Here is a 20,012-nt window from a genome sequence, read left to right as displayed (position 1 = left end):
GAGGGAAGGACGAAACGGCCGCCCTTCCCTTCCGCGCCGTCAAGCCTTTTTCAGGCTGTGGTTCTTCAACGGCAGATCGCGGATGCGCTTGCCGGTGGCGGCGAAGATAGCGTTCAGCACTGCCGGCGCCGCTACCGCGATGGTCGGCTCGCCCACCCCGCCCCAGAAGCCGCCGGACGGCATGACGATGGTTTCTACCGCCGGCATTTCGTCCATGCGCAGCATGCGATAGGTGTCGAAGTTGGTCTGCTCCATGTGGCCATCCTTCAGCGTGCACTCGCCGTACAGCGCGGCCGACAAGCCGTACACGAAGGAGCCTTCCACCTGCGCTTCGATCTGCTGCGGATTGACCGCATGCCCAGGATCGGTGGCGGCGACGATGCGGTGAATCTTCAGCGCGCCGTCATCGTTCACCGACACTTCGGCGACCGCCGCGACATAGGAGCCGAAGCCCATGGTCTGCGCCAGGCCGCGATACACGCCCTTTGGCGCCGGCTTGCCCCAGCCCACCTTCTCCGCCACCGCGTTCAGCACGGCGAGGTGCTTCGGGTGGTTGGCCATCAGCTTGCGCCGCAGCTCCAACGGGTCCTGCTTCGTCGCGTAGGCGATCTCGTCGAGGAAGGACTCGAGGTAGATGGTGTTCTGGTTTAGGTTGACGCCGCGCCAGAAGCCGGGCGGCACCGGCGGATTGCGCATCGCGTGGTCGATCAGCAGGTTCGGGAAGGTATAGCCGATCGATGCTTCCGGTCCCGGCGGGTTCAGGCCCTGGAACACCGTCGGGTCCTTGCCGTCCTTGATGTTCTGCGGCGCCACGCCGGCCAGAATGGATTGGCCGGAGATGCGCATGTGCAGCGCGGTGATGTTGCCCTTGTCATCGGCGCCGGCGCTGAGCTTGCACTGGGTGACCGGGTGGTAGCGGCCATGCAGCATGTCCTCTTCGCGGCTCCAGATCATCTTGACCGGCGTGCCGGGCATGGCCTTGGCGATGGTCACTGCCTGCCGCACCCAGTCCTGGGCCACGCTGCGCCGGCCGAAGCCGCCGCCGAGGTGCAGCTTGTAGATCTCGCACTTGGCCAGCGGCAGTCCGGAGGCCTCCGACGCCACCGCCAGGGCCGACTCGCCATTCTGCGTCGGGGTCCAGACCTCGCAGCGCTCCGGCGTCCAGCGCGCGGTCGCGTTCATGGTTTCCATGGTGGCGTGGTTCTGGTGCGGATAGGAGTAGACCGCCTCGAACTTGCGCGGCGCGGCGGCGATGGCCGCCAGCGCGTCGCCGTTCTGATTGCCGACCACGGCGTCCTTGGCATCGAGGCCGGCCTTCAGCATCTCGGCAGTGCCGGCGCTGGATGCCTTCGCGTTCGGACCGAGATCCCATTCGATGGGCAGCGCTTCGAGCGCCGTCTTCGCATGCCACCAGGTGTCGGCAACCACCGCCACCGCGCTGTCGCCCACCTGCACCACTTTCTTGAAGCCGGGGCGCTTGGCGATCGCCGCCTCGTCGTAGCTTTTCACTGTGCCGCCGAACACCGGACAATCCTTGATGGCCGCATTCAGCATGCCGGGCAGCTTCAAGTCCATGCCGTAGATCTGGGCGCCGGTGGTCTTGTTCACCGTGTCCAGCCGCGCCAGGCGCTTGCCGGCGATCTTCCAGTCCTTCGGATCCTTGAGCGGTACTTCGGTGGGCGGCGTGAGCTTCGATGCTGCCGCCGCCACCTTGCCGTAGGTCGTGCTGCGGCCGGAAGGCGCATGGGTGATGGTGCTGTTGGCGGCGCGGCATTCGGCCGCCGGCACCTGCCACTCATTGGCGGCAGCCTGCACCAGCATCATGCGGGCGGCGGCGCCGCCCTTGCGCACGTAATCCTGCGATTCGCGCATGCCGCGGCTGCCGGCGGTCGAGTAGTTGCCCCAGACCCGGTTGCGCGCCAGGTTTTGCCCCGGCGTCGGATATTCGGTGGTGACCCGGGACCAGTCACAGTCCAGCTCTTCGGCCACCAGCTGCGCCAGGCCGGTCAGCGTGCCCTGCCCCATCTCGGAACGGGCGATGCGGATGATGACGGTATCGTCCGGCTGCACCACCACCCAGGCATTGACTTCGGGCGCCTGGGCGCCGGCGGCGCTCTGAGCCATGGCCGTGCCGGCGAACGGAATGTGGAAACCGACCACCAGGCTGCCGACGGCGGCGGCGGAACCGCCCAGGAAACGGCGCCGGGAAGGATTCACGACGAGTTTTTCGCTCATGTCGCGCTCCTTTCAGCATGCTGAATATCAAGCCCGGCGCTTTTCGCGTCACCGCCCTTGGCCGCCACCTTGATGGCAGCGCGTACCCGGTTGTAAGTGCCGCAGCGGCAGATGTTGGTAATCGCGCCGTTGATGTCCTCGTCGCTCGGATTCGGCTTGTCCTTCAGCAGAGCGGCGGCAGCCATGATCATGCCGGACTGGCAAAAGCCGCATTGCGGCACGTCGAGTGCAACCCAGGCTTTCTGCACCGGGTGCGAACCATTGGGTGCCAGGCCCTCGATGGTCACGATCTTCGCATCGGCCGGGACGGCCGACACCGGCAGCACGCAGCTGCGCGTCGGCTCGCCGTTCATGTGCACCGTGCAGGCGCCGCATTGCGCGATGCCGCATCCGTACTTGGTGCCGGTCAGCCCGAGCTGCTCGCGCAGCACCCACAGCAGCGGCGTATCTCCTTCCGCCTCGAATTCACGCAACTGCCCGTTGACGTTCAGCTTCGCCATTCATGTCTCCTCGATTGTGTTTGTCCGGCTGACGTGGCCGTGGACAGTTATATTACGACTATTCAAGCGCAATTGCAGGCGCGCCGGCGTTGCGCGGGGTGGCCAAGGCGCAAAAACGGCCGCTTGTTGAAGCGGCTCAAAACCCGTCCAGCGAATCGATGCGACTTACGCTGCAGGTACAGCGTGACCTGGGTCCCTTCTCCGGGAAGACTGAACAGCTCCAGCGCGCCGCCGGCCAGGCGGGCGAAATTGCGCACTTGCGGCAATCCCATGCCGGCGCCGTCAGCGAGCTCCTGAGTGATGAAGAAAGGATCGACCGCTCGTGCCGGCGTATTGGCGCTCACGCGGCTGCCACTGTCGCGAAGGGCGATGCAGACATGATCGTCCGGCGCCAGTCCGGCCAGCGGCACAGGCAGCGAGCGGTGGCGGCCTCGAGAACGATGGCGCTGCACCTGCTGCATGTCTTGCTCCATCGACAAGTGATAACGAGTTGGGCCTCGCACCGCGACCGCAAGCCGCATGGAAAAACCGCTCTGGCCGGTATGCATGGAGACATAGGGATCGCTCACCTGCGCGCTCCCCTCGCGGCCGCCCTGGCTCAGGGGGCCAGCGACAAAGTCGGCGCTGCGCCAAAAGCGAGAAACGCTTGTTCGGCTTGCTGCTGCCTAGGCGCGAATCACCTTGCAGAGTGGCCAAGCCGAGGTTGCCAGCACGTATTTCTGTTTGTTTACCGCAAATCGGAAGGAATTTTTGTCCTTGGCGGCTCGCAAAGGGGGCGTCGCTCAGCATTGTTTACTTGCAAACTCGGCGTTTACTGATTAACCTGTCTGAAATTCGACGCTTAGCATCTGTTTTTTCAACAAGCGTTTAGTCACCTGCCCACCGCGGCAGTGGCCGCCGACCTTTCAAATACCACATTTATGGCAACTACAGCACGAGTCAAACCGCCGAAGCCGATCGTTTCCATCGAGCCTGAGCTGTTGCACGTCGTCGAGCCCATGGCGCTGAGCGCCATCACCGGGATCGCCGAGCGTGCCAGCAACATGCTCGTGGATGTCCGCGAAAGCATGCTGGCGCCCCATCCCCGGAAGAACGCGCCGGTATATACCACCGCGCAAGTAGCGACGCTATGCCGGATTGATCGGCAGCGGGCCAATTATCTAGCAAGCCGGGAAGAAATGGAATTGCCACCAGGCACTTTGCATGGCAATGGCCGCAGCCGGGAATTCACGCTGGAGGAGGCGCGCATCTGGATCGACAAAGTCGCCCCTTTCTCCAAGCGTCCTGTCGGCGCCAAGGGCAAGAAGATTGCCATTGGAAATTTCAAGGGCGGCGTGAGCAAAACCACGACGGCGATGACGCTGGCCCAGGGCCTGTCGCTGTTCGGCCGACGCGTGCTCGTGCTCGATCTTGACCCTCAGGCATCGCTCACGGCGCTCAATGGCATCCTGGCGGACAGCGAAGTCCGCGACGAACAGACCGTGCTGCCGCTGATCTATGGCGACGAATCCAACCTTGAATATGCGGTGCAGTCCACCTACTGGGACGGCATCGACCTGATTCCGGCAAGCGCCGCCTTGTTCGGCGCGGAGTTCTATCTGCCTTTCAAGCAGTCCAAGGACAGCAAGTTCCAGTTCTGGAACGTGCTCAACAAGGGGATGGAATCGCTGCTCGACCGGTATGACGCCATCATCATTGATACGCCGCCGGCGTTGTCGTACATGACCATCAATGCTTTCATGGCGGCGGATGGCTTGATCGTGCCGACGCCGCCCAGCGCTCTGGACTACGCCTCTTCAACCCAGTTCTGGAGTTTGTTGTCCGACCTGTCGGACAGCATGCAGCAGGTTGCGCCAGGCCTGGAAAAGAATTTCGACTTCATTCATGTGCTGCTGGCCAAAGTCGATCACAGCCAGGCAGCGACCCACGTGGTGCGTGAATGGATCAAGAAGACCTATGAAGGCCTGGTCCTGCCGATCGAGATTCCCACCACGACGGTGACCCAAAGCGCCGCGGCGGAATTCGGTACGGTCTACGACATTTCCCGGTACGAAGGCAGCCTGAAAACCTACCAGCGCGCCCGCGAAGCCTACGACCGTCTTGCCGAAATCATCGATCAGCAGCTGGTCGCCCTATGGTCGGCCAAGAAGGATGCAGCATGAGCATGAAAGACAGATTGGCAGCCAAGGCTGCCTCTATCGGAAGCAATCCCCGGAACCCGCCGGCCAGCAATGAGCCGGCGCCGCGGGCCAAGACTGCACCCGGGCAGCTCATGTCGTCGCTCCCCTTCCTGGCCGAGAAAGAGAAGGAGATCGAGGCAAAGGAGAAGGAAAATGCGGAGCTGCGTGAAAAGCTGAAGGCGGCAGAAGAGGGCGCGGCTGCCCGGGAGATCTCTTTGAGTGAGCTCCATGAAGTTGCCGGCCGTCGGCGCCGCCTGAGCGATGAGCAGTATTCCGAGTTGCGTGAAAATCTGCGCAACAATCCGTTGGTGCAGGCGATCACTGTGCGGCGGCGGAACGATGGCAGCTTCGAAATCATTTCCGGCCACAATCGCGTTGCGGCTTATCGTGAACTGGGACGCGAGTCGATTCCTGCCGTCATCCTGGATACGGAAGATGATTACGTCACCGAGGCCAGCGCCCTGTATGCCAATCTCTTTCAGCCGGATCTTTCCGACTACGAAAAATATCTTGGGTTCAAGAAGCTGTTATTGCAGACCGGAAAAACTCAGAGGGAGTTGGCTCAGGAATCAGGCGCCGATGAGAAGTCGGTATCGCGATGGATGTCCTTCGACGACCTGCCCGAGGAAGTATTGAGCATCATCGCGACAGAGCCATCCAGGCTTGGCGGCAAGGCTGCGATGGCGCTTGCTTCCATTGCAAAGGAAGGCAAGACGGAGGCGGTCATCAATGCGGTTCAAGCGATCATTTCTGGCAAGCTGACTCAAGATGCCGGCGTGAAGTACGCAAAGGAAAACAAGCCTGAAGCATCGAAGCCTGCGCGTCCGCAGTCGATTGCAATCCGCTCCGGCAAGAGCGTGTTTTGCAAAATGACGGCGGCGAAGCAAACCTTGCGCATCGACTTTCCCTCTGAAGAGCAAAGGATCGCCGTGGAAGAAGCTATCCGCGAGGTCCTGGACAGGCTGGCGAAGGAAGCAAAATGAATCTCACGGTGAGATTCATTTAAAAACAAGCACTTAGGAAAAATTGAAGTGAAAAGGAAATCGAGATGAGCTAAGAAAAGATATGTTTTCCTAGCCTTGAAAAGCAAAAAGCCCGGACGGCAATCCGGGCTTTTATGCAAGTTGCCCCGGAAATCCGAGCACAACTGAATACGACCTCACAAGCGTCATTCTATTGCGAAGAAATCCGAGGTGCAAGGGCTGCGTCTAATTATTTGCACCTAACGGAGCGTTCATGACGATTCATGAGACAGCCGGGGAAAAACTCGTCCCTGCGCAACACAAAAACCTTCCTAACCGCATTCTTCGCGCATTCGATAACGCCAAACACCTCAAGGGCCTGCCGCGCAGTGCCCGCGATACACTGGCTGAGATTTGCAGGTTCGTTCCCCAAGCCGATCCGCTTGCAACCGTGTTTGCCCGCAAGTCGCTCATCGCCGAACGCATCGGTGCCTCTGAACGAACCGTATATCGCCACCTTCAGCTGCTGCTGCAGCATCAACTCATCGAAGTGCTGGAACAGGAAAGAAAGAGCCGCAATGGGCGATTTTCCGTCGCGCGCATCAGGCTGACGGCGAAGGCTGTCGAAATCTTGGGATTGGCAAAAACCGCTTCGGAAGTTATTCACAACCCGCCGCATGACAACATGTCAGACGGCCATACGTTAACAGAACCAACTATCCCAAAGAATCAACGCCCAAAGACCGAGAACGGTTTGCCGGAAGACTTGGCTTGGCTAAGCAGCCAGGGCATCAGCCGGGCGGGTGTTTTCAAACTGATGGGTAAAGCCAAGAGCAAGGGGAAGCTGCTTTCCGACATAGCCCTCGCTGTCAAAAGCTATCTGATCGACATCAAGGGAGCGCGGCTATACGCCTATCTCGCCAAGCTGGTCGACGGCCCGACCGATTTCAGCTTCGCCGCCGCAGAGGAACGTCGCCGGATCGCAGAACGAGAGAAGATCCGCCACGAGGCCGGCAAGGTCCACCATTTCCGCGAGCGCTTCAAAAACACCGTCCTCACCAATCGCAAACAGGACCGGCTGTTCTTCATCGATGGCGCGGCCCGCTTCGTCCAGGTTCTCGGCAAACAGAGCGGAACACAACCCTTGAACGATGTCATGCCATGGATAGAGCGGATCGGTTCGGGCGAACTGGTCTTGGCAACGCTAAGCATGGAGAGACGGATTCGCGCTGAGTATCGCTGCGGTAACTGATTGCGAGCCCGATGTCGAGATCAAAACACAGCGTAGTGCAATGCGAGGAATCACCAAAGAGCCGATGGACGTTCAATGCCCATATCCTCATGTGCGTAGAAGCACACTAAGGCATTGAGTAATAAGCAAAAAATTTCTGGTCATTAAAAAGCCGTTCCAAAATATCCCACGAAATGCAACTATTGATTATAGATTTCCGATTCATGCTGATTTTCTTCGCTCATCATAATGAAGCGGGCGCGAAGAAATGCCGCAATCTTCGTTTGGGTTTCCGGCAGATAGGGAATCGTCATGTGGTCTGACGCCGAAACGGTGTGGTCCATTTCTACCGTCCGCATGCGAGCCACCAGCAGGTCGGTATGGGAGTGCGGCACCACGCGATCCGATGAGGCGCGCAGCACAAGCACCGGCGCCGTCACGGCTTCCGCATACCGCACCGACTCGAAACGATGCTTCAGCACCAGCGATATCGGCATCGTCTTGAAGCGCCGCTTGGCCAACTCCAGCAAGGAGTCGAAAGGGGTGAGCAGCACCAGGGCCGCGATACGCCGAAGCGCAGCAAGCTGGATCGCCACGCCCGAACCTAGGCTGCGTCCGACCACGGCAATCCGCTCGGCATCGATATGCTTGTTCGCCGCCAGCCAGTCGAACAGCACTTGCGCATCCTCGACCAACTGCGGCTCCCCGGGCTCGCCGTGCGAATCGCCATATCCGCGATAGTTGAGGACCAGGACCGCCATGCCGGGAAACATGTTCTCCGCATCCCGAACAACCCATGACACTTCTTCGGAACGCCCGCCAAAATAAACCACTGCCGGATAGTGGCCCAGTCCATGCGGGCGCAAGAACCAGCCGCATAACCGGGTGCCGTCGGCGCAGCGCAAAACCACCGGACGGGTGCGATGCCCCGTGCTGCGCGGTCGATCCACTTCCTTGATGCGTATGGGATTGAACAGCAGCTTGTGCTGGGAAGCGGTGATGGACGCGAGCATCCCAAGCCATAATGTGCCGGCCACGCCAGCCATGCCGGACAACATCCTCAAAGTGCGCATTGCCATGGAATCCCCCTGAAACCAATCTGTCCGCGGCATTGCCGGTTACCCGCGCAATGCCTCCTGGTGGCGGTCTGCAGGGCGCGGCGGGGAGTGGCAGTGAAGGTCGGCCATGCTAGCGTCCCGACGATGACGCGCCGTTGTCGCGGGCGCCGTCACCCAGCTTCACGCTGCCATCGGGCTGCGGCACTTCGATGGGCCTCACCTCCACCGGCGCGACGCCGTCTTCCACGATGTCCAGCTTTTCGGCGACCTTCGGCGAAAGATCGACGATGCGGCCATCCACATAGGGGCCGCGATCGCGGATTTCGACGACCTCGCTTTTGCCGTTCTCGAGGTTCTTCACCTCGGCCTTGGTTCCGAGCGGAAGCGTTTTGCTGGCGGCGATGTCGGCCTGAGGATTCATAGGCGTGCCATCGGCCATCTTGCGGCCGGCGAAGCGCTTGGCGTAGTAGGAGGCCTTGCCGCGCTGCGTTTTGCCGGAGTGATCGAGGGCGTGCTTCTTGGGAGACTTCGATGCGGTTCGAGGCTTGGACGATGGCTTGTCGCGGGATTCGACGGCAGGCGAACTGGCAGAAGCGGCGGAGGCTGGTTCTGCCGAAGCGCTGGCAGATTGCGCCGCAGCCCCCAGGCTGATGCTGCAGGCCAGGCAGGCAGTCGCCAGCTTGACGCCGACGGTTGAAACGGGATGACTCATGACGGGCTCCGAGTTAAAAGCGTTCGGGCGAAAAAATAGGAAACCTCATGTGCAGCCGCAGCCTTTTTCATGCCGCTCTCAGACCCGCACCCCGCATGTCCCGCCATTGTCTTTGTCAGTCCGGCGGCAAGTGCACAGGCTGGCAATCAGCCAGGCGCCCGCCGCTGGAAAATCATTGCGAATCTGTGGTTTGGAGGATGCGCAAAATGAAAAGTTTCTTTGCCAATGTTGATCCCATTCAATAGTCGCGCCAGCCTGCCTAAAATTTAAGCAAAATGCGAAACGCCTTGCAAATACGGGGTGAAAACGTTTCAGGGACCGCTTTTGAACCCAGTCAACAGGATGGGAAAAAGTTTCCGCTTCTGATCTGGCTCAGTACCGTGTAGGACACCGCTTACACGGTGCTTTGGAATCCGAAAATACATTCAGCCATTCCTGATTTATTTTTCATCAGGAAATCGCGATGATGTCTTCAACTTGCTGCGGTTCAAATTCCCGCAGGAATGTCAAAAAGTCTTTAAACCAGAATTAAGGGAGCTCATCATGCTGGCACATCTGTCTGATAATGCATCACCGTCCATCATCGCAGGAACCAATGCCCGTGTCGGCTTCGACGCGCAACGGAACGGCAAGCTTTGGTCCAACCTGAAGGAAATCTGCGAACTGCTGCAGCTGCCGGCATTCGCATCGGCAGCCGACGAAGAAGTCCTGTTCCAGCATGTGCAGTTCAAGGCCGGGCAGCGCATCCACACCATCGGCCAGCCGTTCGACATGCTTTACATCGTCAACTCCGGCTTCCTCAAGACAGCCCTGATCGACGAAGCGGGCAACGAGCATGTCCTCGGCTTCCCGATGCGCGGCGATCTGTTCGGCATGGATGGCATCCACTCCAAATACCACACCTGCGAGGCCGCCGCCCTCACCAGCTGCGACATCATCCTGGTGCCGTTCAAGACGCTCGCCGCCCTCGGCCGCAAGCATGCGGAGCTTGAAATCGCCATCTTCAGCGCCATGAGCCGCGAACTCGTGCGCGAACAAGCGATGGTCAGCATGCTGGGTTCGCTGAGCTCGGAGGCCCGCGTCGCCCGCTTCCTGGTCAACCTGTCCGATCGCTTCGCCCGCATGGGTTACTCGGGCAAGCAGTTCAACCTGCGCATGACCCGCCAGGAGATCGGCAGCTACCTCGGCCTGACCCTCGAAACCGTCAGCCGCACCTTCTCCGCCTTCAACAAGATCGGCTTGATCGCCATCGACCAGCGCGCCGTCGAAATCCGCGACCTGCACGCCCTGAAGACCCTGCGCCGGCTGCCGCCGTCGATCGGACGTCCCAAGGCTGCCCGTCCGACCCAGCCGTCGGCAGAAGCAGCGTAATTCTGATCCAACGCGCCGAGGCGACCGCCTCGGTGCGCCGAACGGGAAAACACAATAAAAAACGCGGCCGGAGCGATCCGGGCCGCGTTTTTTTACGAGCATGCTCCTCTGCCAGCCGTCGTGCCGGCAGAATGCGGAGATTACGCCATGATTTTGAAATCAGGCAGCTTCGCGCTCGAGCAGCTGGACGTTGTCGCCGCCGATCTCGATCTTGCGGGGCTTCAGCGCTTCAGGCACTTCGCGCACCAGTTCGATGTTCAGCAAGCCATTGTCGAGGCGGGCGCCAACGACCTTGACGTGGTCCGCAAGCTGGAAGCGATGCTCGAAGTCGCGCGTGGCGATGCCGCGGTGCAGGAAGGTGCGCTTGGTTTCATCCTTCTGCTTGCGGCCGGTGATCTTGAGCTGGTCGCGTTCGGTCTCGATCTCGATCTCGGAACGATCGAAGCCGGCGATAGCCATGGTGATGCGGTATTTATCTTCGCTCACCAGTTCGATGTTGTACGGCGGGTAGCTGGTCTGGCCGTCGCCGCGCTGCACGTCGTCGAACAACTGGGCGAGGCGGTCGAAGCCGATGGCGGTACGGTAGAGAGGGCTAAGGTCAAAAGTACGCATGGTCATATCCTTTCGTGTTAAGCGATATCGTTTGGCGGACCTCGTTGAGCATCCGCTGATCCGTATATACGGATGGCCGCCACGGTTTCAAGAGGTGCTTGTCGATCGACAGCGTCGATGAACGCAATCCTGCCGCGGGCGAAATCGACGCTTGCGGCGCACGCCTTATCCCTCCACATCATCCGATGCGGGAGCACCGGCCCGCGCGGTGCGGCCGGTCCATACCGAGAAAGGCTTGGCACCTAACAGATATGGATATCGGGCCGGCGTTGTCGAGCGCCGCCCCATCGGCCAATCGAGCCTTGCCCTCCTCAAGCTCGGCCGCGCTCGTTGGCAATCGCAAGTACGGCAATCGCAAATGCGTCAAGCTCATGGGCCGGCATGCGAGCGACTTGACTTGCGTACAGGAAATGGCGTCTACTAAGTGTACTGAGTGTCTTAATCATGCTTTCGGATTCGTTCCGAATCCGTTCCCGGGCATGTCGTTTTGCTTATTTTGCCGACGCCGCTCCATGTCCGATTCCACCAAGCCCATCGACGAAGCGCGGCGTCTCGCCGCCTCGTATGCCATGCGGCTGCTCGATGCAACGGCCGAGGAACGCTTCGATCGCATCACCGAGGCAGCGCGGCAGATGTTCGCCGTGCCGATGGCGATGCTGTCACTCGTCGAAGCCGACCGCCTCCGCTGCAAGTCCATCCAGGGCCCGGCCTCGGCGACGCTGCCCGACATGCCCTTGTGTGCCCGTACTCTTCAAGGCGATGGCGTCTGCGTGTTGGAGGATATCCGGACAGACTCCGTCCTCGGCGCCGGTCCGCCTGCCGCGGCCGAGCTGGATATCCGGTTCTATGCCGGCGCACCCCTATACGGCCCGGATAAACACAAGGTCGGCATTCTGTGCATTGCTGACGAGGCGCCGCGCCGCTTCGGCGAACGTGAGGCGGCCGCGCTCGAGTCGCTGGCTGCCTGGGCCGAATCGGAAATAGCGTCGGCGATGCTGTCCGCCGCCAACCTGCGCATCGACGAAAACGCCGCGACGCTGCGCGCCGTCATGCAAAACGTCTCCGACTGCATCTTCACCCTCAACGAGCACGGCGTCATCGAAACCGTCAATCCGGCGGCCGCAAGCGCTTTCGGCTACACCATCCGCGAGATGGTCGGCCGATGCTTCACCAGTCTGCTCGCCGAGAATGAACGGCAGGTCCACGAGGCGCTGTTGCGCTGCGCGCCGGCTGCCGTCCAGGTTCTCGAGGCGCCGGCGCTCCAGGAATGGGAAGTGCTGTGCCGGCGAAAGGACGGCGCCACGATGGCCATGGCTTTTTCCATCACGCCGATGCGGGTAGAAGGGATGCAAGGCTTCGCCTGCATCGGGCGGGACATTTCCGGGCGCCGGATGGCAATGAAGCAGCTGGAAGACATGAACGTGCTGCTCGAGCAGCGCGTCGCGGAGCGCACCCGGGAGCTGGCCCATGCCAAGGAAGTGGCAGAGTCGGCCACCCGCGCCAAGGGTGAATTCCTGGCCAATGTGAGCCATGAGATACGCACGCCGCTCAACGCCATCCTGGGCAATACCTTCCTCATGCAGCGCGCCGGCCTGTCCGAGAAGGCGCAAGGTCATGCGGAGAAGGTGGAACAGTCCGGCCGCATGCTGCTTCGCATCATCAACGACATCCTGGATCTTTCGAAGATCGAAGCCGGCCGCCTCGACATCGAAAGCATCGATTTCGATCTGCACCTGATGCTCGATGAGCTCACCAGCATGTACAGCGCCGCCCTGGCACAGAAGCGGCTGCGACTGCACCTCGATATTTCGCCGCAGGTGCCCAAGCGGGTATGGGGCGATCCGCTGCGCATAGGGCAGGTCTTGCACAACTATCTCGGCAATGCCGTGAAATTCACCGACAGCGGCGCCATCGCCGTCAATGTGTATCCGGCGCCGCTCGTCGCGCCATCGGACCGCTTGCGCTTCGAAGTCGTGGACTCCGGCATCGGCCTGGATCCGCAGCAGCAGGAAAAGCTGTTCCAGCCCTTCCGGCAGGCGGATGCCTCCACCACGCGCCGCTTCGGCGGCACCGGTCTCGGTCTGGCCATCAGCCGGCAACTGGCGGAGCTGATGCGCGGCGAAGTCGGGGTGAACAGCACGGCTGGCCAGGGCAGCACGTTCTGGCTGGAGTTGCCGCTGCCTCCGGCGGGCGTGCAGGCGCCGTCCTTGCCAGGCGAAGCAGCGCCGGCGCCGCGACGTCCGATCAGCCGTGAACTCCCGAACCACGACATTCCCGCCCTGCTGCAGGGACGGCGGATCCTGCTGGCGGAGGACAATCCCTTCAATCAGCTGGTGGCGTGCGAAATTCTGGAACTGGCCGGCGTGGAGGTCGTGGTGGCCGCCAATGGCGAGGAAGTGCTGGCGCTGCTGAGCCAGCAGCGTTTCGACTGCGTGCTGATGGATGTGCAAATGCCGGTCATGGATGGCTGCGAGACTGCGCGCTGCATCCGTTCCCAGGCCCGCTGGGCCGGCCTGCCGGTGATCGCCATGACCGCCAACGCTTCCAGCCGCGACCAGGAGCAATGCCTGGCCGCCGGCATGGATGATTTCATCGCCAAACCCATTCTGCCGGGCGGTTTCTACCGCGTCATCGCCAGCTGGATCGGACGCCGGCAGGAAGCCTCGCTCGCCGGCGCAGCGATGCCTGCGCCATCGACACTGCTCGACGTGGCCGTGCTGAAGGACATCATCGGCGATGATCCGGCCAAGCTCGGCCGGTTTCTGCAATTGTTCCTGCACTCCGTGGAGGAGGGCGTGGCGGAAATGGAAACGGTGGCAGAGCAAGGCGACCTCACGGCGCTGCATGCGCTCGGCCACCGCACCAAATCGGCTGCCCGTGCGGTCGGCGCGTCTTACCTCAATGAGATTTGCCTGCGGCTGGAAAGCAGGCAAATCGATTTGCAGGCGGCACGCGATACCGTGTCGCTGCTGCGGCCGCTGCTGCAGCAGATGCGGGAGCAGGTGGCGCGCGAGCTTGCGCGGATCGCGTGACGGACGTGCGGCTCTCACGTGCGTCCCGCCTCGGCAACGAAGAAACAGACGCTCGACGATCTGATTGCCCCCGGCCCATTCGTCTTGTGTGTCGTTTGGGCAGGCGAGCCGAATAGACATTTCAAAGCTCGATCGATGGTGCCGTCGATGATCCGGTCAACGGCTTGATGCGCCTTAAGGACGGTTCGCCCGCCGCCGCCGCATCGCGCCGGCAACGCTTACCATGAGAGAACGACGACTATTTCTTGCTCGAATGGATGCCGGACCGGCGCCACGCCTTTCCCTGCGCAGCGCTTCACGGGAATCGGCGAAGCGGGCCGGCGGCGCGGCAAGGCAGGCGCATGGACCCTGACTACTACATCATCACCGCTCATCTGCTCGGCGCGCTGGCCGCCGGGGGCATCATCGGGCTGGAACGCAGCTATCATGGCCGGCCTGCCGGCTTCCGCACCCATACCCTGGTTTGCCTGGCTTCCAGCCTCTTGATGCTGATCATGCTCTATCAGCACAAATGGCTGCCCGGCGCCACGCCCGACACGATACGCACCGACCCGACCCGCATGGCGCAAGGCATCATGACTGGCATCGGCTTTCTCGGCGCCGGCGTGATCTTCAAGGAAGGCTTGAGCGTGCGCGGCCTGACCACCGCCGCCTCGATCTGGATGACGGCCGCCATCGGCATCCTCATGGGCATCGGCTTCTACTTTCCGGCCGTCCTGGCGACGGTGCTGACCATCGGCATCCTGTCGGTGTTCCGCCGCATCGAGTCGCGCATGCCTTCGCATTCCTATGTCCACCATCAGATCCGCTTTCGCCGCCATGAAGCGATGACGGTGGACGAACTGCGGCAGATGCTGGGGCGCTTCGGCTTCAGCGTCGCCAACATCAGCTACCGCATTCCGGATGACGAAGACAGCATCGAGTACCGCATGGTGCTGCGCACCGATGACCCCGGCAATACCGCCTCGCTGGCGGCTTTTCTGCTGGAGCGGAAAGAGGTGAGGACCTTCCAGCTGTCGCCGACCGGGGATTGAGGGAGCGCCGGCGGTTCGCTGCATGCGCTGGCATCCTCGAAGCGGAACGGAACATTGAGTTTAGCGGTTCGGCAAATACATCCGGGACCTCAGTGCATGCCGAAGTTTCATGAATTTCAGTATTGGCAGAAATTAAAGAAGGAACTATATTGAAGCCATGGAACTTACACCCGTCGCTGAAAAATTCATCCTGCACTGGGGTGAAATGGGCACCCGCTGGGGCGTCAACCGGACCGTCAGCCAGATTCATGCGCTGCTCTATATAGCAGGTGTGCCGATGCCTGCGGACGAAATCGCCGACACGCTCGGTGTTGCGCGGTCCAATGTGTCGAACAGCCTCCGGGAGCTGCAGAACTGGAATCTGGTGAAGGTGGCGCACATCAAGCGCGACCGGCGCGACCACTTCGAAACATCGCTCGATGTCTGGGAGTTGTTCCGCACCGTGGTGAGCGAGCGCAAGGAGCGCGAACTGGATCCCACCATCGCCGCGCTGAACGAGTGCCTGGCCAGCCCCGATTTTTCGAAGGAAGACAAGGCGACTCAGCAGCGGATCCGGGAAACCCTCGGCCTCATGGAAACGCTCACGACATGGACCGATGAAATGCTGAGGCTTGAGCCCTCGACCTTGATGAAGCTGCTGAAGATGGGCGCGTCGGTGCAGAACTTCGTGCGCGGAGGCGCGAAGCGCGGCAAGGAGTAGCGCGCTTCGCGCCTGGCGTCGAATTGATTCGGGGCGCATTTCAAGCTTTTATTTCTGTAATTACTGAAATTACTGGAGTGGAGGATGAAAATGAAAAACGATGCGGCAAGCATTTATCCATTGACGCTTCTATACGACGGCGCCTGCCCGGTCTGCAAGCTGGAGATGCGCAACCTTGCATCGCGGGACAGGAAGGGTGAACTACGGTTCGTCGATGTTTCGGTACCGGGCTTCGATGCCGCCCGTTACGGTCTGGCGCTCCCGGATCTTCTGAAGGAAATCCACGCCGTGCAGGCCAATGGCGCGGTCGTGCGGGGTCTTGAAGTCCTCCGTCTCACCTACAGCGCCGTCGGCCTGGGCTGGCTCGCCCGTCCGACCGGCTGGCCGCTGTTGAAGCCGGCATTCGATCGACTTTATGTCCTCTTTGCGCGCAACCGCTACCGTGTTCCAGCGGGATTCGCTTCCGTGCTGTTTCGGCTGGCGGCACGCAATGCGGTAAGACGCACACATGCCTGCAGCGATGGCAAGTGCAAGTTGTAACTCGCCATTTACTTATTTTTACGGGAGAAAACCATGCAAACGACCACCTTCCTGATCGGACTGACCCTGCCTATAGCGATTTCGACCGCCATGGCCATGTATCTGAGGCCTATACTGAAAAGCGTGCTCATCGAACTGTGCGGGACTGAGGACCGCGCCGAGTTCTGGATACGCTGCTCCTTCCTGTTGTCGATGCTCGGCGGGCTGATTCCCGTGTTGGCGTTCATCCCGACGAGCATGAATGAGCCTTTGCTCGACATCACGCGCCATGTGCTCATGTGGAGCCTGGTGGGCGCCTTCGTCGCTGTCGCCTGGATCTCCCGCGCGGTATGGAAATGCGTGACACCCGCTGCTGCGCCTCGAGCCGAAACATGGGGCACCGGCGAACCGGCGTAGAAGGCCGATCGATTCAGAACTCGTTCCGGTTCGATATCTCATCGCTTTCCATCCGAGCCATGGCCTGGCTAGCGGCGGAAAGCGATGCAGCTTATGGCTCGACTCTGCGGCGCTACATTCGGCTGCTCGGCCGCTCCGCCATGCGGTCGCGAAACGCCTGCAGATGCGGCATGCCTTCGGCGCCGGGCTGGAACTTCAGCAGGCCGCGCGCGAACTCCAGCGCGCAGAAGGCGGTGATGTCGGCGATGGTGAATCGATCGCCGGCAACATAGGGCTGGCGCGCCAGTTCGCCATCCAGCCAGCGCGCCGCCTCGCGCATCTTCTCGCCTTGGGAGCGGCCGAAGTCGGGAAACTGCGGCTGCTCCAGCGGCGCCAGGCCGGGATGGGTATGGCGCACGCAATTGATGACACCGCCCATCAGGTGCCACTCCATGCGGCGGTCGGCCATTTCGATGAAGGCGCGTTCCTCGGCGTCACGGCCCATCAGGTTGGGCTCCGGCGCCAGCCCTTCGAGGTAGGTGCAGATCGCCCGGCTTTCCGACAGCACCCGGCCGTCATCCAGCTCCAGCGCGGGCAGCAGCGCCATCGGGTTCTTGGCGCGGAAGGCTTCCTGCTTGTGCTGCAGCGAATTCAATTCCATGTTGACCAGTTCGATGTTCCGCAATCCCTTCTCGGCGGCGAACATCAGGACCCGGCGTGGATTGGGCGCACGCGGCGTGGCATACAGTTTCATACGGCTTCTCCTCGTTGGCATGGACGGATGCGGCATGCCGATTCTCGCATGCCGGCCGCCATCGCATGAAACGACAAGCCCGGCGCGGAGCCGGGCTTGAGAAGAGAGCAGGGCAGACGCTACTTGCGCTGGTAGGTGGAATCGCCGTCCTGGCCGGTTTGCGAGCGCCACTGCGTCCAGTTCACCGCATTCCCCCAGCCGAACTGGGCGAAGACCGGCGCGCCGTCGACATAGCTGTTCTTCGAAAAGGTGGCGAAGCCGTTGACCGCCGCGCCGGTGTCGCTGCCCATGTCGTAGGCGGTTTCCGCCGTCATCGAGAAGCTGTTGCCGCTGAACTGGTTGCCGTACAGGGAACCGCCGCTGCTCTGCGCCATCTGGACGTGAAACTGCTCGTTGCGGGCAAAGCTGTTGCCGCTGACGGTATTGTTGAAGCCATCGTGCAGGAACAGGCCGGCGGCGCTGTCGGTCACGGTATTGCCGCTCACCGTGACCTTGTTGGCGGAGTCATCGAGGAAGATGCCCCACGCCAGTTTCATGCCGTGGCCGACATTGCGGATGGCGTTGTTCTGCACGGTGGCGTTCAGCGGCTGCTTGTCCGGCGCGGACAGGTAGATGCCGCCGCAGTCGGACAGCACCAGGCAGGCGCCGTCGATGGTGTTGCCCGATACCTGCGAGCCGCGGAAGGTGCGGATGCCGAAGTAGCCGGCCTGGGTAATGCTGTTGTTCAGCACCCGTGAATTGAGCGCCGCCGTCAGCACCACCGCGCCGCGGGCATTGGTCGGCATGCCGATGCTGCCGGAGCGGTCGAAGCGGGAATTCTGGATCAGGTCGCCGCCGCCGCCCCATTTCACCGAGATGGCATCGTGCCGGGTCTTGGCGATGAGCGTGCCGTCCACCGTCAGCGCGGAGCCGCCGAGGTTGACGATGCCGTTGTCGCCCGAATTCAGGATCTCGCTGTTGATGACCTTCAGGCCGGTCGCGCCGGACGCATTGATGCCGTTGGCGGCGCCATAGATGCGCACGCCGCTGACGGTGACGCCCTGCGAATTGCCGGCTTCGATGCCGCTCTTCTCCGGCGCGGCAAAAGCGCGGCCTTCCGGCGAGGCGCCGTCGGCGGTCCAGAGATAGACGCGGCCGTTCTGGTAAGCCCACTCATTGGCCGAATCGAGCATCCACAGCTTGCCTTCGACGTAGAAGCTCACCTGGCCGCTCGGGTTGTAGCCATCGTAGGAGCTGCTCGGGCTGGTGCCGATGGTCATCGTGCCGTTCGAATAGGCGGTGACCTTGCGCGACTCGATGGTCCACTCGTAGGGGCGGTAGACCACGCTGGCGCCGGCCATGTCGCCGTTCGGCAGCTGCGCCGAAATCGAGGAGGACGCTGAACCGCTGGCCTTGGCCCAGCCGCTGGCGCGGTTCGGCCAGTGCGCCAGTTCCATCGGCTCGCCGTCGAGGATGAGCTGGGCCGGTTCGAACGCAACCGGCGCCGAATACAGGCTGCCCGACTCCTGGCGCCAGCCGGTGATGGACTGGCCCGGGGTGAGGGTGGCCATGCCGCAGCCGCCGGCTGTGGCAACGGTGACGCCTTTCTTGCCGGCGAGGCTGAGGGTGCCCTGGTAGACCCGCCCGCATTCGAGCGAAACGGTGGCATAGTCGGCGACGCTCGCCGGCAGCGTCAGCACTGGCAGCGAGGTGCTCGGCGCCGGCGTGGAAACGGGCGAGGTGCTGGCCGCAGGGGAAGCGCCGCTGCCGCTGTTCGATCCGGCGCCGGTAGCATTCGGCTGCGCCGCCAGGGTGGCCGGCGTACCGGCTGCGTCATTGGCGCTGGGGCCATCGCCTCCGCCGCCTCCGCCGCAGGCGACGAGCGCCAGGGGCAACAGGCAACTGCAGGCAAGGGAAACAGCGGAAAAACGGGGGCGGGCAGGGGCCCGGAGATGCGGTGTTTTTTTCAACATCGGGGGGCGGCCACGGGCTTGCCGCAGCGCTGTTGTTGAGAGAGGCCCCGATTTAAGCACCCGCAATTGCCATGCGGCAATGCACGTTTTGGCAAGAAAACGCGTCGATCAAGTCATGAATAAATGGGTTTTCACGGTCTTGTTCCGGCGGACGCCGTGGTGGTTTTCATGCACACGCGCGACTCGGGCGCGTGCCTGCGCCAAGCGCAGGAAGGCTGATCAATCGGCAACGCCGCCGGCGTCGCTGGCTGCGGCCGGCGTTGTCACGAAACCAGGCTACTTGGCGGGCGTCTGCGAGCCGCCTTCGGAACCGGAAGGCCGGTTCGCTTCAGGGCCGCACTTGATGTTGGTGGAGCTGGAGGTGCCGCCTGTGCCGGCCTGGGCGCTGCTGCTGCCGCTGAGACGGTCGCAATCGAGGTTGCGCGATCCGGAGGCGCCGGAGGATTGCGCCGCGGCGCTCGAGGAACTGCTGCTGCCGCTGCTGTCGGACGAGGTGCTCGAAGAAGCGGCCGAATCCGGGCCGCATTTCATGTTGACCGTGCCGCCGGGCGAGGAACTGCTGGCGGCCGCGGCCGACGTGCCGGGCGGGCATTCGAGGTTGCGCGAACCGGTGGACGGTGCCGCGCTATTGCTGGTACCGGCGCCGGTGCCGCTATTTCCGGCGCTGCTGCTGTCCATGCTGGTCTGCGCCAGCGCCGCGCCGGCCGGAAAGGCGGCAATCAAGACCGCCGCCCATATCGAATTGCGTGACTTGCCCATGATCC

At 62.1% G+C, this 20,012-nt stretch carries 18 protein-coding genes; 9 read left to right on the top strand and 9 right to left on the bottom strand.

Annotation, left to right across the window (positions count from 1 at the left end; all coding sequences use genetic code 11):
- Window positions 1-39 precede the first annotated feature (39 nt).
- The 3 genes from CHB88_RS08220 to CHB88_RS08210 all read right to left on the bottom strand — a co-directional run bounded on the left by CHB88_RS08220 (window position 40) and on the right by CHB88_RS08210 (window position 3,304).
- Window positions 40-2,235, bottom strand: coding sequence for a xanthine dehydrogenase family protein molybdopterin-binding subunit (locus CHB88_RS08220; RefSeq protein ID WP_089398816.1), 2,196 nt, complete (start codon window positions 2,233-2,235; stop codon window positions 40-42).
- Window positions 2,232-2,735 (bottom strand): (2Fe-2S)-binding protein, encoded by a 504-nt coding sequence (locus CHB88_RS08215; RefSeq protein WP_089398815.1) that lies wholly within the window; start codon window positions 2,733-2,735, stop codon window positions 2,232-2,234. Before CHB88_RS08215 ends, CHB88_RS08220 begins: the two co-directional genes overlap by 4 nt.
- A 62-nt stretch (window positions 2,736-2,797) precedes the next feature.
- Window positions 2,798-3,304 carry an ATP-binding protein gene (locus CHB88_RS08210; protein WP_143131186.1) on the bottom strand — a complete coding sequence of 169 codons (507 nt, stop codon included), beginning with the start codon at window positions 3,302-3,304 and terminating at the stop codon, window positions 2,798-2,800.
- A 351-nt stretch (window positions 3,305-3,655) separates the two neighbouring features.
- On the opposite strand from CHB88_RS08210, the gene CHB88_RS08205 reads away from it, so the two are divergent.
- The 3 genes from CHB88_RS08205 to CHB88_RS08195 all read left to right on the top strand — a co-directional run bounded on the left by CHB88_RS08205 (window position 3,656) and on the right by CHB88_RS08195 (window position 7,129).
- Complete coding sequence (locus CHB88_RS08205; protein ID WP_176442382.1) at window positions 3,656-4,897, top strand: ParA family protein; 1,242 nt, start codon at window positions 3,656-3,658, stop codon at window positions 4,895-4,897.
- Complete coding sequence (locus CHB88_RS08200; RefSeq protein WP_176442378.1) at window positions 4,894-5,898, top strand: ParB/RepB/Spo0J family partition protein; 1,005 nt, start codon at window positions 4,894-4,896, stop codon at window positions 5,896-5,898. Before CHB88_RS08205 ends, CHB88_RS08200 begins: the two co-directional genes overlap by 4 nt.
- A 253-nt stretch (window positions 5,899-6,151) precedes the next feature.
- Window positions 6,152-7,129 (top strand): hypothetical protein, encoded by a 978-nt coding sequence (locus CHB88_RS08195; RefSeq protein ID WP_089398811.1) that lies wholly within the window; start codon window positions 6,152-6,154, stop codon window positions 7,127-7,129.
- 179 nt (window positions 7,130-7,308) lie between these two features.
- On the opposite strand, the gene CHB88_RS08190 is transcribed toward CHB88_RS08195, so the two are convergent.
- The gene (locus tag CHB88_RS08190) at window positions 7,309-8,187 is read right to left on the bottom strand and encodes an alpha/beta hydrolase (protein ID WP_245844823.1); all 879 of its coding nucleotides are present in this window, start codon (window positions 8,185-8,187) and stop codon (window positions 7,309-7,311) included.
- 109 nt (window positions 8,188-8,296) lie between these two features.
- Complete coding sequence (locus CHB88_RS08185) at window positions 8,297-8,878, bottom strand: septal ring lytic transglycosylase RlpA family protein (RefSeq protein WP_089398809.1); 582 nt, start codon at window positions 8,876-8,878, stop codon at window positions 8,297-8,299.
- A 540-nt stretch (window positions 8,879-9,418) separates the two neighbouring features.
- Between CHB88_RS08185 and CHB88_RS08180 the strand changes: the two genes are divergently transcribed.
- Window positions 9,419-10,249 carry a Crp/Fnr family transcriptional regulator gene (locus CHB88_RS08180; protein WP_425436080.1) on the top strand — a complete coding sequence of 277 codons (831 nt, stop codon included), beginning with the start codon at window positions 9,419-9,421 and terminating at the stop codon, window positions 10,247-10,249.
- Between the two features lie 159 nt (window positions 10,250-10,408).
- On the opposite strand, the gene CHB88_RS08175 is transcribed toward CHB88_RS08180, so the two are convergent.
- Window positions 10,409-10,861 (bottom strand): Hsp20 family protein, encoded by a 453-nt coding sequence (locus tag CHB88_RS08175; RefSeq protein ID WP_089398864.1) that lies wholly within the window; start codon window positions 10,859-10,861, stop codon window positions 10,409-10,411.
- 512 nt (window positions 10,862-11,373) lie between these two features.
- On the opposite strand from CHB88_RS08175, the gene CHB88_RS08170 reads away from it, so the two are divergent.
- The 5 genes from CHB88_RS08170 (at window position 11,374) to CHB88_RS08150 (ending at window position 16,563) form a co-directional block, all read left to right on the top strand.
- Window positions 11,374-13,893, top strand: coding sequence for an ATP-binding protein (locus CHB88_RS08170; RefSeq protein ID WP_176442377.1), 2,520 nt, complete (start codon window positions 11,374-11,376; stop codon window positions 13,891-13,893).
- A 341-nt stretch (window positions 13,894-14,234) separates the two neighbouring features.
- Entirely contained in the window at window positions 14,235-14,927 is a 693-nt protein-coding gene (locus CHB88_RS08165) for an MgtC/SapB family protein (RefSeq protein WP_089398806.1), read from the top strand.
- Window positions 14,928-15,084: 157 nt separating this feature from the next.
- Window positions 15,085-15,627 carry a GbsR/MarR family transcriptional regulator gene (locus CHB88_RS08160; protein ID WP_089398805.1) on the top strand — a complete coding sequence of 181 codons (543 nt, stop codon included), beginning with the start codon at window positions 15,085-15,087 and terminating at the stop codon, window positions 15,625-15,627.
- Between the two features lie 84 nt (window positions 15,628-15,711).
- A complete protein-coding gene (locus tag CHB88_RS08155) occupies window positions 15,712-16,167 on the top strand; it encodes a thiol-disulfide oxidoreductase DCC family protein (RefSeq protein WP_089398804.1) in 456 nt (151 codons plus the stop codon).
- A gap of 33 nt (window positions 16,168-16,200) precedes the next feature.
- Window positions 16,201-16,563 (top strand): hypothetical protein, encoded by a 363-nt coding sequence (locus CHB88_RS08150; RefSeq protein ID WP_089398803.1) that lies wholly within the window; start codon window positions 16,201-16,203, stop codon window positions 16,561-16,563.
- A 112-nt stretch (window positions 16,564-16,675) separates the two neighbouring features.
- Here the strand turns inward: CHB88_RS08150 and CHB88_RS08145 are convergent, their stop codons facing one another.
- The 3 genes from CHB88_RS08145 to CHB88_RS08135 form a co-directional block, all read right to left on the bottom strand.
- Entirely contained in the window at window positions 16,676-17,296 is a 621-nt protein-coding gene (locus CHB88_RS08145) for a glutathione S-transferase family protein (protein ID WP_089398802.1), read from the bottom strand.
- A gap of 119 nt (window positions 17,297-17,415) precedes the next feature.
- Window positions 17,416-19,170: a right-handed parallel beta-helix repeat-containing protein gene (locus tag CHB88_RS08140; RefSeq protein ID WP_176442376.1), complete on the bottom strand. Its 1,755-nt coding sequence runs from the start codon at window positions 19,168-19,170 to the stop codon at window positions 17,416-17,418.
- Window positions 19,171-19,524: 354 nt separating this feature from the next.
- The gene (locus CHB88_RS08135; RefSeq protein ID WP_089398800.1) at window positions 19,525-20,007 is read right to left on the bottom strand and encodes a hypothetical protein; all 483 of its coding nucleotides are present in this window, start codon (window positions 20,005-20,007) and stop codon (window positions 19,525-19,527) included.
- Window positions 20,008-20,012: the final 5 nt, after the last annotated feature.

The sequence above is a fragment of the Noviherbaspirillum humi genome (assembly GCF_900188095.1).
Taxonomy (GTDB): domain Bacteria; phylum Pseudomonadota; class Gammaproteobacteria; order Burkholderiales; family Burkholderiaceae_D; genus Noviherbaspirillum; species Noviherbaspirillum humi.
The sequence above is the reverse complement of the archived record's forward strand: the minus strand, read 5'-3'. Positions and strand labels throughout refer to the sequence as shown.

Coding starts and splice junctions, on each gene's coding strand:
- CHB88_RS08220 (WP_089398816.1), bottom strand. CDS start 2,235: ATGAGCGAAAAACTCGTCGTGAATCCTTCCCGGCGCCGTTTCCTGGGC.
- CHB88_RS08215 (WP_089398815.1), bottom strand. CDS start 2,735: ATGGCGAAGCTGAACGTCAACGGGCAGTTGCGTGAATTCGAGGCGGAA.
- CHB88_RS08205 (WP_176442382.1), top strand. CDS start 3,656: ATGGCAACTACAGCACGAGTCAAACCGCCGAAGCCGATCGTTTCCATC.
- CHB88_RS08200 (WP_176442378.1), top strand. CDS start 4,894: ATGAGCATGAAAGACAGATTGGCAGCCAAGGCTGCCTCTATCGGAAGC.
- CHB88_RS08195 (WP_089398811.1), top strand. CDS start 6,152: ATGACGATTCATGAGACAGCCGGGGAAAAACTCGTCCCTGCGCAACAC.
- CHB88_RS08190 (WP_245844823.1), bottom strand. CDS start 8,187: ATGGCAATGCGCACTTTGAGGATGTTGTCCGGCATGGCTGGCGTGGCC.
- CHB88_RS08185 (WP_089398809.1), bottom strand. CDS start 8,878: ATGAGTCATCCCGTTTCAACCGTCGGCGTCAAGCTGGCGACTGCCTGC.
- CHB88_RS08175 (WP_089398864.1), bottom strand. CDS start 10,861: ATGCGTACTTTTGACCTTAGCCCTCTCTACCGTACCGCCATCGGCTTC.
- CHB88_RS08170 (WP_176442377.1), top strand. CDS start 11,374: ATGTCCGATTCCACCAAGCCCATCGACGAAGCGCGGCGTCTCGCCGCC.
- CHB88_RS08165 (WP_089398806.1), top strand. CDS start 14,235: ATGGACCCTGACTACTACATCATCACCGCTCATCTGCTCGGCGCGCTG.
- CHB88_RS08160 (WP_089398805.1), top strand. CDS start 15,085: ATGGAACTTACACCCGTCGCTGAAAAATTCATCCTGCACTGGGGTGAA.
- CHB88_RS08155 (WP_089398804.1), top strand. CDS start 15,712: ATGAAAATGAAAAACGATGCGGCAAGCATTTATCCATTGACGCTTCTA.
- CHB88_RS08150 (WP_089398803.1), top strand. CDS start 16,201: ATGCAAACGACCACCTTCCTGATCGGACTGACCCTGCCTATAGCGATT.
- CHB88_RS08145 (WP_089398802.1), bottom strand. CDS start 17,296: ATGAAACTGTATGCCACGCCGCGTGCGCCCAATCCACGCCGGGTCCTG.
- CHB88_RS08135 (WP_089398800.1), bottom strand. CDS start 20,007: ATGGGCAAGTCACGCAATTCGATATGGGCGGCGGTCTTGATTGCCGCC.